Source organism: Amycolatopsis sp. NPDC000009 (assembly GCF_055563465.1).
Genome location: NZ_JBVHDI010000005.1, coordinates 434,761 through 449,827, shown reverse-complemented (window position 1 = coordinate 449,827; position 15,067 = coordinate 434,761). Strand labels below are relative to the sequence as shown.

Sequence of the window (15,067 nt, the reverse complement as noted above, 5' to 3'; positions counted from 1 at the left end):
TCGTGGGTTCGGGAACCCGTGGGGCGTCGTTAACCACGTCAGCGAGTTCAATGAAGGTCGTTGCGCGCCGAGTGGAAGCCTTCGGTCAGCAACGCCATGCGCTCGAGATTCATCCGGATGAAGGCAGGTGATCGAATGCGCGAGGACGTCCAGGCCAAGATTCGCGCCGCAGTAGAGGCCGCCGCCGATGAAGTGTGGGACAAATCCGTGATTCCCGAGGGAGTACATTTCGGTGGCTTGTCTCACGCGATGATGGCCGTCGAAGACCACTCACACGCGGCAGGTCATGAAGCAGTCCGGGCAAAATGCGCCGAGCTCCAGGTTGATCCGCGTGACTACTACCGGGCAGACCCCGAGTCCGCAGTCATTTGCGAACCAGCGTGTTTGGACAATTGGCCTGAGATTTCCGTCGCCGTCAGTCAACCTCACCCTGACGCTGATTTCCTCGTCAGGCGCGATGTTCAACACATCCAGACCGACAGCGCGCCCGAGTTGGGTATCGAGGATTACGAAACAGCCGAGTCGGAAACCCTGGACAGCGGATTCCACTCGGGTCTGGGGTACTGATCACTATGGCGCTGCTATCGAACGTGATCGCTGGCCACCGGATTGCGAACGCGCGTGTGTTTGCCCAACGGCAGGTGTTCGGTGCCGACGCTCAGTCGCGCAGCGTGTCCCGTGAGTTCATAAAACCGACGGTCTATTGGTCGGTATCCAGGTACTGGGGGCAGGAACCGAGGGTCTGTGGTGTCATGGGTTTAGGACCTCGAGACGGGTTCCTTGGTCACGTCGGGGTGTTCGTCGGAAGGCGGGACACGCACCGAGCCGTAAGCCGGGTTGGCGGGGCGGTTGTATACGTCGACAGGCTGGGCGACGACCCAGCCAGTCAGCCGGTGAATATCGCCCTGGTAGCGGGAGATAAGGAAGTCGTAGAAGCGGGCGACACCATCGGCCTTGCCCTTGACTGTGCTGCGTGCCCGCCCACTGCGCCGCAGGTCGGTGAGGTACCGGTCAGCGTCGTCGGTCGAGGCCGGCCACAGCGGACCAGGCAGGGTTCGCGCGAAATCGACCACAGTGGACCGGGACGCGCCGATGTGGCCGTCGGTCAGACCGGCCGCAGCCATCGACAGTGCGTACTGGTCGACGATCTCCTGCTCGAAATCTTCCAGGTCTTGCGCCGAGCGCAGACTTCGCGGTGCACCGACATTCCGCACGACGGCAAGACTCACCGCACGCCCTGTTCGGTGATCCGGTCCATGTGTCATCTATTAGGCAGGACCTTCAGGAATCTCGACTGGATCATCGAATCTTCATCCGTTGGTGTGAACCGCACTCCACGAGGTGCTGGCTTCGACCAGGACTGCAGGACCTGTGACGAACCCGTGGCACTAGAGACAACCAGCTCGACCGTGCGAGGGCAGGTGACCACATGAGGCCCGACTTCATCGCCGGGATTCAGGACGCCGCACACGTGGCGTTCGTCGCGGCGTTTGACGGATTACCGCTGTCCGACGAGGCGGATTCCGAGGCCGCCCAGGAGGCATTGGCGGACTTCACGAACCGCGCTCACGCTGCCGCGCACGAAGCCGTCCGGACGGCCAGCGCCGAATTCGGTGTGGAACCGAGTGACTACTACCGGGCCGATCCGGGCTCCGCGAGTAGTTGCGAACCGGAGTGTGCGCAGAAATGGCCGGAGGTTCCCCTCGATGTCATCAATCAGGATCCCATTGGCGACTACCTAGCCTGGTTCGAAACCCAGCGCATCCTGTCCCACGAGGACCAGACCAGGGATCTAGACGGCCGCCAGTTCGCTGAGGTTTCCCGAGACGAGCGCTACGGCGCCAAGGCTGAGTCCGGCACGTCGTTGGCGGTGGAGGTCGTACGCCAGATCACCACCGAGGCGCAGCGCGCTGCCGCCATGGTGCGTGACGACTTCGCCAGCCCGCAACGGAAACACCCGGCCGCGTACTACGAGGCGGCCGATGTGGACGTCCGTGCGCACCAAGCCAAACATCAAGCCATCCGGGACGTGAGTGATCAACTCGGCGTCGATCCTGGTGACTACTACCGGGCCGACGCCGACTCCACCGCCGGGTGCGAAATCCGATGCCTGGACGAATGGCCCGAAGTCAACGACGCCGCCTACCACCGCGATGACGACGATGATCGCCTCGCCCGACTGGATGACGGCGTCCTTGACACTCTCGAGACCAAGGAGATGACGGCAGCCGCGCGGGAGGGCACCGACATCGACGATGCCGAGGACCTCAAGAGCCTCTACGACAGCCTGGACGCTCTGGACGAGGAACCGCCCGCCGACGATCTGGGCAGCGGGACCGGGGTCGGGTACTGATGCAGAGGCGATCGATTCCCCGACCTACTCACTCCGACCTCGCTGCGCCCCGGGGCAGGTAGGCCGCCGTGGACAACGGAGTGGGCAAGGGGACGTTGCTGGCCGGGATCGCCGCGGTGGTCTACGTCCTCGTCGTGGTGCCTGCGATGCTCGCCGGCACCGTGCTGATGGCCGCGGGGTCCGGCGCCATCGGCGTGACCGCCGCGGCGGCGGTGTGCGCGACGGACCAGTTCGCCGGCGGCGGGCCCGGCGGCGACACGCAGGAGATCGGCGACGACACCTTCACCGGCGAGCAGCTGGCGAACGCCCAGACCATCGTCCAGGTCGCTGTCCAGCGCACCTTGCCCAAGCGGGCGGCAGTGCTCGGGCTCGCCACAGCGATGGTCGAGTCGAAGCTGCGCAACGTCAACTACGGCGACCGAGACTCGCTCGGGCTATTCCAGCAACGCCCGAGCCAAGGCTGGGGTAGCCCGGAGCAGATCCTCAACCCCGTCTACGCCTCGAACAAGTTCTACGACCATCTGGTCGCGATACCTGGGTGGCAGAACATGCCGCCCGGCATCGCCGAGCAGAAGGTGCAGCGGTCCGGTTTCCCCGACCGGTACGCGCCGCGTGAACCAGCGGCCGCCGCCCTGACCGAACGGTTCTGGCAGGGACCGGACAACCCGGCTCCGCCGCCACCGGGAACCAACCCGGTGCAGACGGTCGACTACGCCGCCGGAGGCTGCCCGGACACCGGTCGCGGCCAGCTCGACGACGGCAAGCTCGATCCGAAAAAGCTGCCTGAGAACTTCGTGTTCCCCACCGATCCGCGACACAACGCCGCGGTGCGGTACGTGCTCGCGCAACTGGGCAAGCCGTATGTGTGGGGTGCGGAAGGCCCGGACGCGTTCGACTGCTCCGGCCTGATGCAGGCCGCCTGGGCACGCGGCGGTGTCGCGATCTCCCGCATGACAGCCACCCAGCGGTACGACGGGCAAGCCGTCGGATCGCTAGCTCAGGTTCAGGCAGGCGACCTGCTGTTCATCCCCGGTGCGAACGGCACCCCATCCCGTCCCAGGCACGTAGGGATGGCCATCGGCAACGGCTACGTCGTCGACGCCTTTGACGAGAACCGCGGCGTCATCCTCACCACCCTCGACTCGTGGAAGCCCAAGGTGGTGGCCATCCGCCGCGTCGCGCCCTCTGATGACAGGCAACCATCACCAGGAGGTGACCCGCGGCTATGAAATCCACGTCGCCGACCGCCAACCGCGATCTCGTGCTGATGAGCCTGATCGTCGCTCTCCTCGGCGCCCTCTCTGGCATCGCGGCCGCGCTGATGGCCGCAGCCGCAGTCACCACAGCACTGCTCGGCGGCCCCTGGGCGATGCCGGACACCGGCACCTGGCTCGTCGGACTCGCGGGAATACTCAGCAATCCTGGCCAGCCCGGATCCGGATTAGGGGAGCCGTGGGCGGGCACCCTGGCCGGACACGCGGCTTGGTACTGGGTGATCGCCGGGCTGCTGCTTGTGGCGGCCGTCATGGTCGTGCTGCTTGTTGCCGTTCCTGTCTGGCGCCGGTTCGGGCCGTCGCAGCCTGGGCACGCCAGTCGCGAGGACATCCGCGACGAGCTGTCGGTGAACGCCGCGCGGCGCACCGCGGAATGGACACGGCCGGGCATTCCCCGCGCGCAGGTCGATCGCGCCCCTCTGGAGGAGGTCGCCGCGCCGCTGCATCTGAGCCCGCAACGGCGGCCGATGTGCACGCCGCTGGAGAACCCGACCGGAACGCTCGCGCCGACCCAGTCCGGGAAGTCCCGCCGGGATCTGGTGCACAAGGTGATCGGCGCGCCCGGCGCGCTGCTGTGTTCCACGACCAAGGCCGATCTGCTCGAGTTCAGCGGACTGCTGCGGGCCGCCCGTCCGGGCGCCGGTCCGGTGAAGGTCGCGGATCTCACCGGCGCGGTGCCCTGGCCAGCGCGGGTGCAGTGGCTGCCGATGCAGGGGTGCGAGGACCCGACGGTCGCCTACCGCCGCTCGCACACCATGGTCGAGGCCGCTTCGGTCGAGCTTGCAAGTGTGGGCGGCAACGACAAGGTGTTCCGGGACCGGGCGAAGATCGTGCTGCAGGCGTATTTCATGGCTGCGGCGCTCCATCGCCGTGGCGTCGATGATCTGGTGCGGTGGGCGATGAGCAAGCCCGTCGACCAGGAACCGGTCAGACTGCTGCAGCAGTCCGGGTTCGCCGCGCACGCCCGGAACCTGCGCTCGGAGATCGGGATGGTCGCTGAGACCTCCGACGCGGTGTGGCTGAGCGTACGGCGGGTCATCGAGCCTTTCATGGATCCGCAGATCCGCGAGCTGTGCACGCCGGCGCCGGGCAACGATCTCGACGTGGGCGACATGATTGTCCGGCACGGGTCGCTGTACCTGATCGCGGGCAAGGAACAGGCCGCCCAGGCCGCGCCGATCCTGACCGCGCTGGTCGAGCACTGGCTGACGACGGCTCAGGAAATGTCGCTGCACACTGGGCATCGCCGTCTCGATCCTCCTGCCACAGCGATCTTGGATGAGATCACGAACGCGACGCGCGTGCCTCAAATCCCCGACATCGTCTCGGACTCAGCCGGACGCGGTGTACTGATCCACTGGGGCGCCCAGTCACTGGCGGCCCTGGAGAACACCTTCACCCCGCAGCGGACCAGGCAGCTGCTGGACAATACGACCACGCTCAGCATCTGGGGCGGCATCAAGGATCCCGCGACACTCCAATGGATCTCGACACTGACCGATCACCACGAGCGCAGCCGCTACCAGGAACAGAACGACGGCATATTCGGTCACTCCCGCACCTCGGTTGGCCGCGAAACCGTCCCCACCTACCGGCCCGGAGCCGTCCGCAAAATCCGCCGCGGCCGGGTCCTGGTGATCCACCGCCACCTCGACCCGATTCTCGCCTACACACTGGACGTGAAAAGCCGCCCCGACTGGAAAGTCATCCGCGGACACGTCCGTGCCGTCCGTGACGCCGACGTGCCCATCGGCCCGGACGGGCTCGCCGCTACCACCCCGCCGAGCCTCCCGCGAGCAGGGAGGTCTGCGGCATGAGCGATCCTCAGCACCCTGCCAGTGACCCCGGCGGCGGAGGCCGAGACACCCAGGTCAAAGCCCTGATCGAGATCGTCGGCGCCCTCGCCCAGAATCTGCGCCGCGTCGAACGCAAAGTCGGCCAGTCCTCCGGCAAGAAATCCGGCGCCGACGAGGAGGACGAAGACCCCTCCGAGCCGGGCGCGTGGGTGTTGTTCACGCCGCCGGCCGCAACGGAAGACGACCCCGCCAGTGACCAGGATCCCCGACAGACCATCGACAACTTCGTAATCTGGTACAACCGGACCTTCGTCGGCGTCGACGGCGGCCGGGCCCGGCCGATCCCGGACTGCTGGCGCCAGCACGAAGGCCTGGCCATGGAAGTCGCCGCCCTCGCCTACTCGTGGCGGGCAGCCAACGTCGGGCCGGGCGCGACCCCACGCGACGCCCAGCAATGGCTGCACCAGTGGCGGCCCGGATTCAGCGACCGGCTCGTCCGCGACTGGGTACTCCCAGACTGCCTGGACGGCGACCACCGCGATGACGGAGCCCCGCACCGCCCGGACCGCTTCGCCCTCGCCGAACAGCACGCCGCCGCAACGGCGCAGGCGAGCCAACCTGCCTGACCGCCCAGGCCGACCCCGTAGCCAGGCCACTGGGCCAGCCTCTCACTGTTGCAACGACTGCGAAAGGAACGACCTGGACATGCCACCGACAGTTGTCGATGAACACTCGCCGGAACTTAGACCACATGGGGTCCGCCGCCTGCTCCACCGGCTGGCAGCCACGCTCTTCTTCGGCGGTCCCCGCACGGTCGACCTGGACAAGCACCATGTGCGCGTTGACGGGTACCGGATCGTCAGAGTCAGCGATCACGTCGCCCGGGACCTCCTCGGAGCGCCATTCGCCAGCCCGGCCGCGCAAGCCCGCACCCTGCGAACGCTCGTGCGCTACGCGCACGGTGTGGGTGGGCTCTACCAGGTGCCTGTTGCCCGGACCAGGCTTCTAGGCCCCACCACGATCGCCCCGGTCTACTTCGCCCGTCTCAGTGACACCGAAGAAAGGGTGGCCTACTGGTGGCACGAGGACTAGAGGCGTTCGCTCGTTCCGTGGTCCTGGCGCAGGTCAGCGACCAAGGGGCACGGGGGACTCACCTTCGTGTCGGTCGCGGCCGGAACGAAGGCGTGGCCACGTCGCAATGGGGAGCAGACTCGCTCCCGCGACGGGGACACGATCGGGTTGCCGCTTGGCAGGGACATCAGGCACGGACCTGAGAAGAGGGAGGACCGCAATGCATCCAGCCGGCCGAGAAGAGCCGTGCGTCCCGAGGAACCCGGCCGTGGGGCAGGTTCGCCTGTCCGATCGTGTCGTCCAGCTCGGTGACGTGCGCAAGCATCCCGACCGGTACAGCTCGCTGTTCGGCAAGGCGCGCAGCGAGGTAGGCCACGGTGTCTGCTTGTGCCGGACCGATGAGGTCGTGCGCCTGGTCATTCGCTGCCGTGCCGGGCGGTATCACCTGGCCACGTGGCCCGCCGGCGGGCATCAGCACGCACCCGGCTGCTCGTGGTACCGCAGCCCATCCTCGATGTCCGGGCGCAGTGCCTACGCCGAGGCCATCAGCACCAGCGACACCGGCACGTCGATCCGGTTGTCCACGCCGCTGACGGTGCGCGGCGCGGCCGCGGACAAACCGGTCGCCCTGAAGACCTCTGCCGGTACGCCCCAGACCGCGCGACGGTCGATGGGACTGCTGGCGCTGCTGCACTTCTTGTGGGAATCTGCGCAGCTCAACGTGTGGCATCCGAGCGGGACATCACGGGACTGGCGAACCTGCCGGGCGCTGATCGAGGAGCAAGCCCGCGACTGCCGGGTCAACCAGCAGTCCCTCAACGAATCACTGTGGATCGTCCCTCCTTTTCAGCGTGATCACGTCGACCGGATCAACGCTGGCTGGGAGCGCTTCATGGGGAGCCTGGTCAACGTCGGCCGTGTCCGGCGTCGAGGTCTGGTGATCGGGGAAATCCGGGACGTCGAGCAGACCCGCTTCGGCGAACGGATACGCCTGGCCCACCAGCGTGCACCGCTGTACCTCTCGGCGAAGCTGATGGATCGGATCCGCCGGTCCTACCCGAGCGTGTTCAGCGAGCTGGCGACCCGTTTCGGTCGGCGGCAGGTCGTGCTGTGCCTGGTGGAACGCAGTCCTCGGGGCTATCCGATGATCGTGGACCTCGCCGCGATGCTCACCAGTAGCGCCTACCTGCCTGCCGACTCAAGTCACGAGGCGGAGATGGCCGACGCGCTCGTAAGGGCGGGGCGAGCGTTCATCAAGCCTCTGCACTATGACGGCAGCGAGGTCTTTCCCGACTTCGTCCTGATCGACGACGACCCCGAAACCTACGTCGAGGTCTGGGGTGTCCGCGGCCGCGAGAGCTACGAACTCCGCAAGAGAGCCAAGCAGGCGTTCTACCGAGCGGCCGGACGGGCACTGCTGGAATGGGATGTCCGCGGGCCGTTGCCGACGCTCACCCGCGACTGAGCACGCCGTCGCCGGTCGCGCCTGGTCGCCGGCCTCTGCGGGGATCAGTGGCCCTGCTCATCGGTGAGGACACGAACGGATCCGGCGTGGAAGGCGCCTGAGTCGGCGAGCGCGATGACGTGGTCAGCGCTGAGAAGCGCGCACCCGCAACGTCCTTCCGTGGTGACAGAGTTCGCCTCGAAGAGTTCGCTGAACTCATCGTCGAAGTCTTCGGGAATCGGGGTGAAGTCCCAGTGGCGTGTACACGGGCCGACGACGGCGTCCACGTAGCCGTCGCGGCGGGCGGCCTCGGCCCAGCCGTCGGGCAGGTCGAGCTGACATCGCAGCACGTGGCGCGGGATGCCACCGACAACCCAGCCATGCTCGGTGCGGAGGGCGATCCACGGCAAGCGATTCAGGTCTGCGTGCCCGGTGGCGATGCGCAGTGCCCAGGCGGTCTCGTCCCCGTCCTCGTCGTCGAGGACATCCGCCCGGCCGAGGCCTTCACCCGCCAAGTACAGGTCGAGGTCGGTCAGCCACGCGAGGGTGCCCAGGCCATGGTCCTCGGTGATGTGTGCGGTCAGCAGCAGCATCGCGTGCCGGGTGCCGTCCTCGGGATCGATGTCGAGCACGGCGCGAACCTCGAGGTCGAAGTCACCGACGAGCCCGATCTTGGCGCTGGACGGGAGCCTGAGGGGTCGCGGACCGGACGGAATCTCGGTGGGAGGCGTCCACAGGATCGACGAGGTTTTGCAGGCCGCGTGGTATTTCCTCGTCTCGAGGTGCTGGGTTACCGGTGCGAAATCGGGGTCGTAGGCGGTGACGATCAGGCAGATGCTGGAGTCGTTCTCGCGGGCGTCGCCCGGCTTCCCGCAGTGGTCGCAGGAAAAGACCGGATCAACCTCGTTGTCGAGCCACGTATAGAGGTTCCCGTATCCGCGGCCGTGCCAGCTGTCGCCCGCCAGCCACGCGCGCACATCGTCGGTGAGAACCCACCGGTGGGTGGGTTGCCACGATTCGAAAGCGAGCATGACCTGGCGCAGCGCAGCCGCGTAGCGCATGTTGGTCCGGTCGCGAAGATCCTGGGCCCTCGACTTCTGTGCGTTGGGCCGGTCCGGTTTGGTGGAAGTCATCGTGGATGTCCTGTTCTCGACAGGTTGCACGCGACCGCCGCGCGGTTCTCGCAGTGGCGGGGCGCATCGTCAAAGTCGTCGGATCTGCTGCCTGCCCGAAGGGCTTAACCTGCCGCCGAAACGTGCTGGGCGTCTCAGCCAGGTACGGCCGTGTACAGCGACGGCCGGGCACCAGAGTAGCCGACCGCGCCGACAACCGGGAGTCCCAGGCGTACGGCCGAGCCCAGGATGGTGAGTCGCGGCGGGCGAACGTTGACCTTCGCGCTGACGGGTCGGCGATCGGGGCCAACCACTTGCACCTCGTTCATGACGGTCAGCGAGGGCACCCTGATGCCGTCGATGCTGCTCGGTAGGGAACGAAAGTGGCGCGTCCTGGAAGTTCGCACCAGGCGGGACAGGTCGTGATCGGACGCTTCCGAACGCGTCCGCTCTGCGCCCCAGGTTCTCCTTACGGGAGATGGGGCGCGACGCCGTGACTGTGATCGCCGCACCGGGATTCGCCCCGCCTGGCACAACTCGGTTTCCCCGGAGAGCACGGCATCGTCGTGGGGGGCACCTCAACGGAGCCCCCCTGCGGGGCGACTCCATTGTTCGTGTGCGTTCTGCCGTGGCGCCGTCTGACGGTCGGACCGGAGGTGTCCACAGAGGACGCGGGGAGCGTGCTGTCCGATAGCCCGTGGAACGACGGCGTTGCGGGGCGTTGGTCAGTATCCGAACCCGGTGTGGAGGTCCGGCGTCTCGTCGATATTTAGGGCGTCGTCCAGGCGGTCCAGTTCCTCGGCCGCCTGGGCCGCGTGGGTGTCGCTGGTCAAGTCCCAGCTCTCGTCGGCGTTGTCGACCGCGCGCTCTTCGGCGTCCGCGCCCAGGTCTTCCGCGCGTTCGATGACCTGGTCGCGCAGGGCGTTGATGAGCGCCTGGTTGGTCGAAAACTGGTCGAAAGGTGCGGTCACGATGGGCCTCCATTGGTCGGTGAGGTGCACCCACGCACGAGCGCGGGCGGTATCGCCGGAGGGCTTAGCCCCCAGCGGGACATCGGGATTGGGGGTCCTGATGCGGTAGGTCTCGCGGTAGGCGGCAGCCGCGCCGGCGAGTGTGTCCCACCGGTGAGCTGCGGCCGGTTCGGCGGGACGTGGTCCGAGCCCTGCTGTCCAGGACGGCTGTTCCCTTGCGACCTCGATGCTCAGCTCTTCGGCGCGCTCGGTGATCGCCTGCCCGAGCTGCTCGAGGTGCTGGGCGAGCTCTGGTTCGTCGTCGAGCGCCTCCGGTGCGGCGGCATCGAGCCAGAGCAGAGGGCCGGGGTGGTAGACCGGATCGCTGGGTGGGTCGGCGCGCTGCAGGCGCTGTTCGACCCGTCGGTACACGACCGCGGCCGGGTCACGCGCTCCCGCGATGCCGGCGAGGCTGTCGATGTCGGGTACGGCCTGATCGACTGTCCAGCCCAGATCATGGGCGCGGCGCAGCAGCCACCGCAGCGCTGGTTCGGCATCGCGGCCCAGTGTGCGCGGGGCGCGTTCGGTGAGTACTCGGGTGATCTCGTTGTCGATGTGCTGCTCGTCGGCGAAGCGGGCGTTGCGTTCATAGCGGGGCACGAGGTCGGACAGCCGTTCCTCAAGAAGTGTGCTGGTGACCAGCTCGTCGTCGCTCAGAGCCGCCATCAGCTCGTCCGGGTGGAGCGCGTCCCGGAGCAGGTCCGTCATGCTGGGCTGATCCGCTGTGGCAGCTTGTTGAAGGTCCTCCGCGCCGAGCGGTGGCTTCCACAGGGTCATGAGGTCTTCGTAGGCTCGGGCCCGCAAGCTGTTGCCGCGAGGGGCCTCGCCCAGCGGGTAGCGCGGGTCGTCGGTGGTGACGCCGTAGGTGTCGCGGTAGGCGGCGCCGAGGCCCGCGACATGCTCCCAGCGTTGCGCGGCCGCGGTGTCATCGAGCGGGCGCGCGCCGAGCGCGCCGGTCCAGGCCGGTTCTTCGGCGATAACGAGGGCACGCAGTTCCCGGGCCCGTGCACCGATGGCGCTGTCCACTCGGCGCAGGTACTGCATCATTTCCGGCTGCTGGGTGAGATGGGAATGATTTGGGTGCGCCAGCCACGGCAGCGCGGGCCGCCATCCACCGCCCTCCGCTCGCCACCGTCGCACTGCCTCGTCGAGCACGGCGGCAGCGAATTGGTGGTCACTCATCGGGTCGTTGCTCGGGCGCGCGGCGAGTCGGCGCGATACGTCACCGATCGCTGCGTCAGCGTTCATCTGCTCGTTCCCGGCTGCTGCCGCCGCCGACCACACCGGATCCCAGGTGGCGTCCTCCACCGCTGCGCCGGGGTTGCGCCGCTCGATGATGGTGCGCCACCGGGTGATGGAGGCGCGGGTGGGAACGTCGGTGCGTGGGGGCGGTTCACCGTCGAGGATCCGTTGCTCGATGCGCCATTTCAGCAGCGCGGCTGGGTCGTCGACGCCGTCACGGTCGAGGGGCCCTCGCTTCAGTACGTCGGGAATGAGCTGGGATGCCTGCCACCCCAGTGCTTCCGCGGTATGCAGCGTCTGCCGCAGCGCGGGCGCGGCGCGGCGCTCGAGCAACTCGGGGGCGTGCTTGCTGAGCGTGGCCTCAACCTGTTCCTCGGAGCCGAGTAGCGCGACATAGTCGTGGCGGCCGATTAGGGTTCGCAGCGACTCGGCGGCCACCAGGGCGTCCCGCTGTTCCTCGTTGGCCGAGGTCTCCGCAGACGATCGCGACAGCGCTCGCTCCAGCACGGTGCGCGCGGTCTGCTCGGGCGGGGTCTCCTGGTGGGCGTCGATGGTGTGCTGGTGGGTCTCGACGTAGACGCGGTTGTCGTCGACCGCGCGCGTGATCAGAGTGTAGAGCTGCTCGCGGGAGATCCCCTGGGTGGCGATCGCGTGGGCGGATCCCTTGCTGGTCATGCCTTGAACGCGGTCGATTGTGGACGCGTAGGCCAGTTCGACGTGTTCAGCGACGTACCTGGCGGGCACCACGACAGTGCCTCTATTGATATGGTTGCTCAACTTGAGCGAGCCGTCCTTACGGACCGCGTTGACCGTCCAGGTGTCGCCGTTCTTGACGAAGTCACGTCCGCCGAACAGGGTTCTGTAGCGGTCGTTGTGGCGGGTGACGACCCAGTCGCCGCGGCTGGCGTGTGTGCCGTCGTGCAACTGCGCGGCATGTCCGCGGGAGTCGACGTCGCGGCGGGCGATCCGCAGTTCGCGCGCTTCGAGGTTGAGCGCGGTGACATCGACGTTGGTCGGCACGATCAGCAGGGACTGGCGTCCGATGTCCAAGTCCGCCCGCCAGGCACGATGCGCGGCGTCACGGATAGATTCCCGGCTACCGCCGCTGATCCAGCCCTGGTCGAAGTAAAAATCCAGACCCGCGGCGTTGCCCTCGTGCAGTTCGAGAGAGGCGGCACGCTGGCCCGGATCGGTAAAACGCACGACCTCCTTGAGCCGGTTCGCGCCGTTGATCGCCTCGAACCACCGCACCGCGCCACCTGCCTCAACCGCGGAGAGCTGCTTGTGGTCACCGACCAATCGGACATCGGCGCCGCGGCGCAACGCATAAGCCACGACATCGTGCAGGGTGTGGGTGCCTGCCATCGACACCTCGTCGATAATCAGGACGTCCCCACGGCGGAACGGAAAACCCTTCTCCACGGTGCCGAGTTTCTGCGCGGTCGTGACCTGGTGCAGAGTGTGCGGGCGCGCGTCGATCGCCTCAGCGAGAACGTGCGCGGCCCGCGCGCTCGGGCCGAACGCGAAAATGCGGCCGCCTTCCGCGCGCACCGCGTTCGCGTAGACCTTCATCGCCGTGGTCTTCCCCGCTCCGGCCGGGGCGTAGAGCAACTGCACCCGGCGCCCGGACGTGGCGAAGGAAACGATCGCGGCGCGCTGACCTTGGTTGAGCCGGCGGGCACCGGCCAGGGCCCGCTTGACGGTCGCCGGAGTGAGCCGGTTGCCGTCGGTGAGCTGCCCCCACGCGGCGAGCGCGGACTCCTCGCGCAGGGTCCGGCCGGTGGTGAAGCGCTGGCTATTGTGCTCGACGAACACCGACTCGCCCGAGCGCCGCCGCAACGCGTCCGGCTCGTCAACGATCGACGGCCCTTCCAGAGCGATGATGTCGACGGAACGGATCACGGAGTCCACGACGTCGTTGATCAGCTGGTCACGACCGCCCCTGGCGACACGCAGGTGCGCAGTCTGCCGGTGTGCCTCGGACTCGATGTTCCACACATTGAAGTGCGAGTAGTAGTCCGAGACAGTGGCCAGAGTCGCCTCGGCGAGCTCGCCGATGTCCACCTCGGACAGCGCTTCGGGCGTGCCCCCGAACACGCGCCGCCCGAGCTCGCCGATCACCTCGGGAGACACCATTTTCCTGGCTTGAGCCCGCCAGCGATGGAGGTGCTCGGCCAGTGATCGGGGTGCTTGTTTGGCGTGACGGGTGCCGTACTGCGCCTGCTTGGAGATCTCCAGAATCTCTCTGGGATTGGGCTCGCGGCCGTGTGTGCGGCGAAACGCGACGATGCGGCGGGCACGGTCCTGCTCGACCTTGGCGGCACGCTGGGAGAACCCGGCCAGCAGTTCGTCGGGCACGCCGTCCAGCTCCCAGGTCGGCCGCTTGAGATCGATCCCGCCGGCGGGCCGTGCGCTCCACGACGCCCCGGCTTCCCGGAACAGGTCACGGATTCGCGAGTTGTAGAACTCGCTCATCGTCACCGACGCGGCCAGGATGGTGCGGCCGTCGAGCGCGGTCCAGATCCCGTCCGCGCCCTGGACCTTCGCGCTGATCGTCACGTGGGTGTGCAGATGCGGGTCGCCCGCGCGCGAGTCCCAGTGCTCGAAGATGGCCGCCGCGATGCCCCTGACGTCGTGCTGGGTAGGGCCGCCGTTGCCGCGACGGGTATAGGCGACGTTGTTCTCGAAGTAGGCCAGGGTGTCGCGCACAGCCTGGCGGTGAATGTTCATGGCACGCTCGCGGGTGGCGTCATCGGCGAGCATGAGCACGCTCACCGACTTGTACGGGGCGAGCACCAGTTCGAAGCCGCTGGTGGCCGACTTCATGGCCTTCTTCTGCCCTGCGAGCCACGCGGTCAGCTCGGCTGCGGACGGCTGCTGGCCCTTGTGCGCGTCGGCGTAGGCCTGCGCCTGGACCTCGCGGCGGAGAGTCTCGCGCGTCGCGTCGTCGATCGGGGCGTTCAGCGGCCGCTCGTTGACGAGGTTGTGCAGCTTGTAGGCCGCGATGACCTTGCTACGCAGCTGATCAAGGCCGTCGTATTGATAGAAGCGGCGACCGAGTTTCGTCGCGGCCGTGGCCTCGGCCGCGGTATGACCGGCGGCGATCATCTCCGCTTCGATGCGATCGGCATCGGGGTGCCGCCCCTCGCCGAACAGCGCGTTCATCTGCGAGGCGGTCACCTCACCGTGCATATTCAACTCAGCCGCGCCCCGGCCGAACCACTCGCCGGGCGGGTAGCCGTGCGCGAGGTAGTAGTCAGACAGCGACTCACCGGGTTCCAGATCGCGGTCCGCGCAGGCCACCGACCCGGTCAGGTACTCATACCCGCCGGGCGACAGCTTGCGTACACCGATCACCCCACACCTTTCCTACGTCCACACCAGTTGCCACTTCCGACTTCTAACCGCTGAGCTCCTCCCAGCGCATTACCGGGCGCTCCACGGACCCGTGAACACAGCGGAAGAGGTCAGAACAGGCGGCCACAATTCGCCGCCTGTCCATATCAGTTGCCCTCCAAGGTAGCTGTTATGCCGCGAAATGGTCGAGGGACTTAAACGATTCAGTTCCGGTTCGCATGGCATATGCAAGAGGTGCTGTGTGCCGGCGAGGTCGTGAGCGAGCTGTGGCGCGGCAGGCTAGTGCGGCCGGATGGCATGGGCGGCTGGTGACCAGCGGCGGCCGGTACGGCGCGGGCGCGGCCGGTGGCGAACGGCGGGCGGCGTCGGCGCACGATGACCGGACGCGCGCGCGAAAAGCCCCCCGGC

Annotated in this window: 10 protein-coding genes; 7 read left to right on the top strand and 3 right to left on the bottom strand. The window is 67.5% G+C overall.

The window, feature by feature from the left end; genetic code table 11:
• The first annotated feature begins 135 nt into the window (after window positions 1-135).
• Entirely contained in the window at window positions 136-567 is a 432-nt protein-coding gene (locus ACZ3HL_RS17910) for a hypothetical protein (RefSeq protein WP_465532172.1), read from the top strand.
• A 191-nt stretch (window positions 568-758) separates the two neighbouring features.
• Here the strand turns inward: ACZ3HL_RS17910 and ACZ3HL_RS17905 are convergent, their stop codons facing one another.
• Window positions 759-1,229 (bottom strand): hypothetical protein, encoded by a 471-nt coding sequence (locus ACZ3HL_RS17905; protein ID WP_465532170.1) that lies wholly within the window; start codon window positions 1,227-1,229, stop codon window positions 759-761.
• A 200-nt stretch (window positions 1,230-1,429) separates the two neighbouring features.
• Here ACZ3HL_RS17905 and ACZ3HL_RS17900 point away from each other — a divergent pair, with 200 nt between their 5' ends.
• The 6 genes from ACZ3HL_RS17900 to ACZ3HL_RS17875 all read left to right on the top strand — a co-directional run bounded on the left by ACZ3HL_RS17900 (window position 1,430) and on the right by ACZ3HL_RS17875 (window position 7,959).
• Window positions 1,430-2,353 (top strand): hypothetical protein, encoded by a 924-nt coding sequence (locus ACZ3HL_RS17900; protein WP_465532168.1) that lies wholly within the window; start codon window positions 1,430-1,432, stop codon window positions 2,351-2,353.
• 68 nt (window positions 2,354-2,421) lie between these two features.
• Entirely contained in the window at window positions 2,422-3,582 is a 1,161-nt protein-coding gene (locus tag ACZ3HL_RS17895; RefSeq protein WP_465532166.1) for a C40 family peptidase, read from the top strand.
• Window positions 3,579-5,444 (top strand): type IV secretory system conjugative DNA transfer family protein, encoded by a 1,866-nt coding sequence (locus ACZ3HL_RS17890; protein ID WP_465532164.1) that lies wholly within the window; start codon window positions 3,579-3,581, stop codon window positions 5,442-5,444. Before ACZ3HL_RS17895 ends, ACZ3HL_RS17890 begins: the two co-directional genes overlap by 4 nt.
• Window positions 5,441-6,049 carry a hypothetical protein gene (locus ACZ3HL_RS17885; RefSeq protein ID WP_465532162.1) on the top strand — a complete coding sequence of 203 codons (609 nt, stop codon included), beginning with the start codon at window positions 5,441-5,443 and terminating at the stop codon, window positions 6,047-6,049. The genes ACZ3HL_RS17890 and ACZ3HL_RS17885 overlap by 4 nt, the downstream gene beginning before the upstream one ends.
• Window positions 6,050-6,128: 79 nt before the next feature.
• On the top strand, window positions 6,129-6,515 hold the full coding sequence (locus ACZ3HL_RS17880) for a hypothetical protein (protein WP_465532160.1): 387 nt from the start codon (window positions 6,129-6,131) through the stop codon (window positions 6,513-6,515).
• 247 nt (window positions 6,516-6,762) lie between these two features.
• Entirely contained in the window at window positions 6,763-7,959 is a 1,197-nt protein-coding gene (locus ACZ3HL_RS17875; RefSeq protein ID WP_465532158.1) for a DUF1173 family protein, read from the top strand.
• Between the two features lie 44 nt (window positions 7,960-8,003).
• On the opposite strand, the gene ACZ3HL_RS17870 is transcribed toward ACZ3HL_RS17875, so the two are convergent.
• Both ACZ3HL_RS17870 and mobF read right to left on the bottom strand, forming a co-directional pair.
• Window positions 8,004-9,071, bottom strand: coding sequence for a hypothetical protein (locus ACZ3HL_RS17870; protein WP_465532156.1), 1,068 nt, complete (start codon window positions 9,069-9,071; stop codon window positions 8,004-8,006).
• Window positions 9,072-9,775: 704 nt separating this feature from the next.
• A complete protein-coding gene (mobF, locus tag ACZ3HL_RS17865; RefSeq protein WP_465532154.1) occupies window positions 9,776-14,659 on the bottom strand; it encodes a MobF family relaxase in 4,884 nt (1,627 codons plus the stop codon).
• Window positions 14,660-15,067: the final 408 nt, after the last annotated feature.

Coding starts and splice junctions, on each gene's coding strand:
- ACZ3HL_RS17870 (WP_465532156.1), bottom strand. CDS start 9,071: ATGACTTCCACCAAACCGGACCGGCCCAACGCACAGAAGTCGAGGGCC.
- ACZ3HL_RS17885 (WP_465532162.1), top strand. CDS start 5,441: ATGAGCGATCCTCAGCACCCTGCCAGTGACCCCGGCGGCGGAGGCCGA.
- ACZ3HL_RS17900 (WP_465532168.1), top strand. CDS start 1,430: ATGAGGCCCGACTTCATCGCCGGGATTCAGGACGCCGCACACGTGGCG.
- ACZ3HL_RS17910 (WP_465532172.1), top strand. CDS start 136: ATGCGCGAGGACGTCCAGGCCAAGATTCGCGCCGCAGTAGAGGCCGCC.
- ACZ3HL_RS17890 (WP_465532164.1), top strand. CDS start 3,579: ATGAAATCCACGTCGCCGACCGCCAACCGCGATCTCGTGCTGATGAGC.
- ACZ3HL_RS17880 (WP_465532160.1), top strand. CDS start 6,129: ATGCCACCGACAGTTGTCGATGAACACTCGCCGGAACTTAGACCACAT.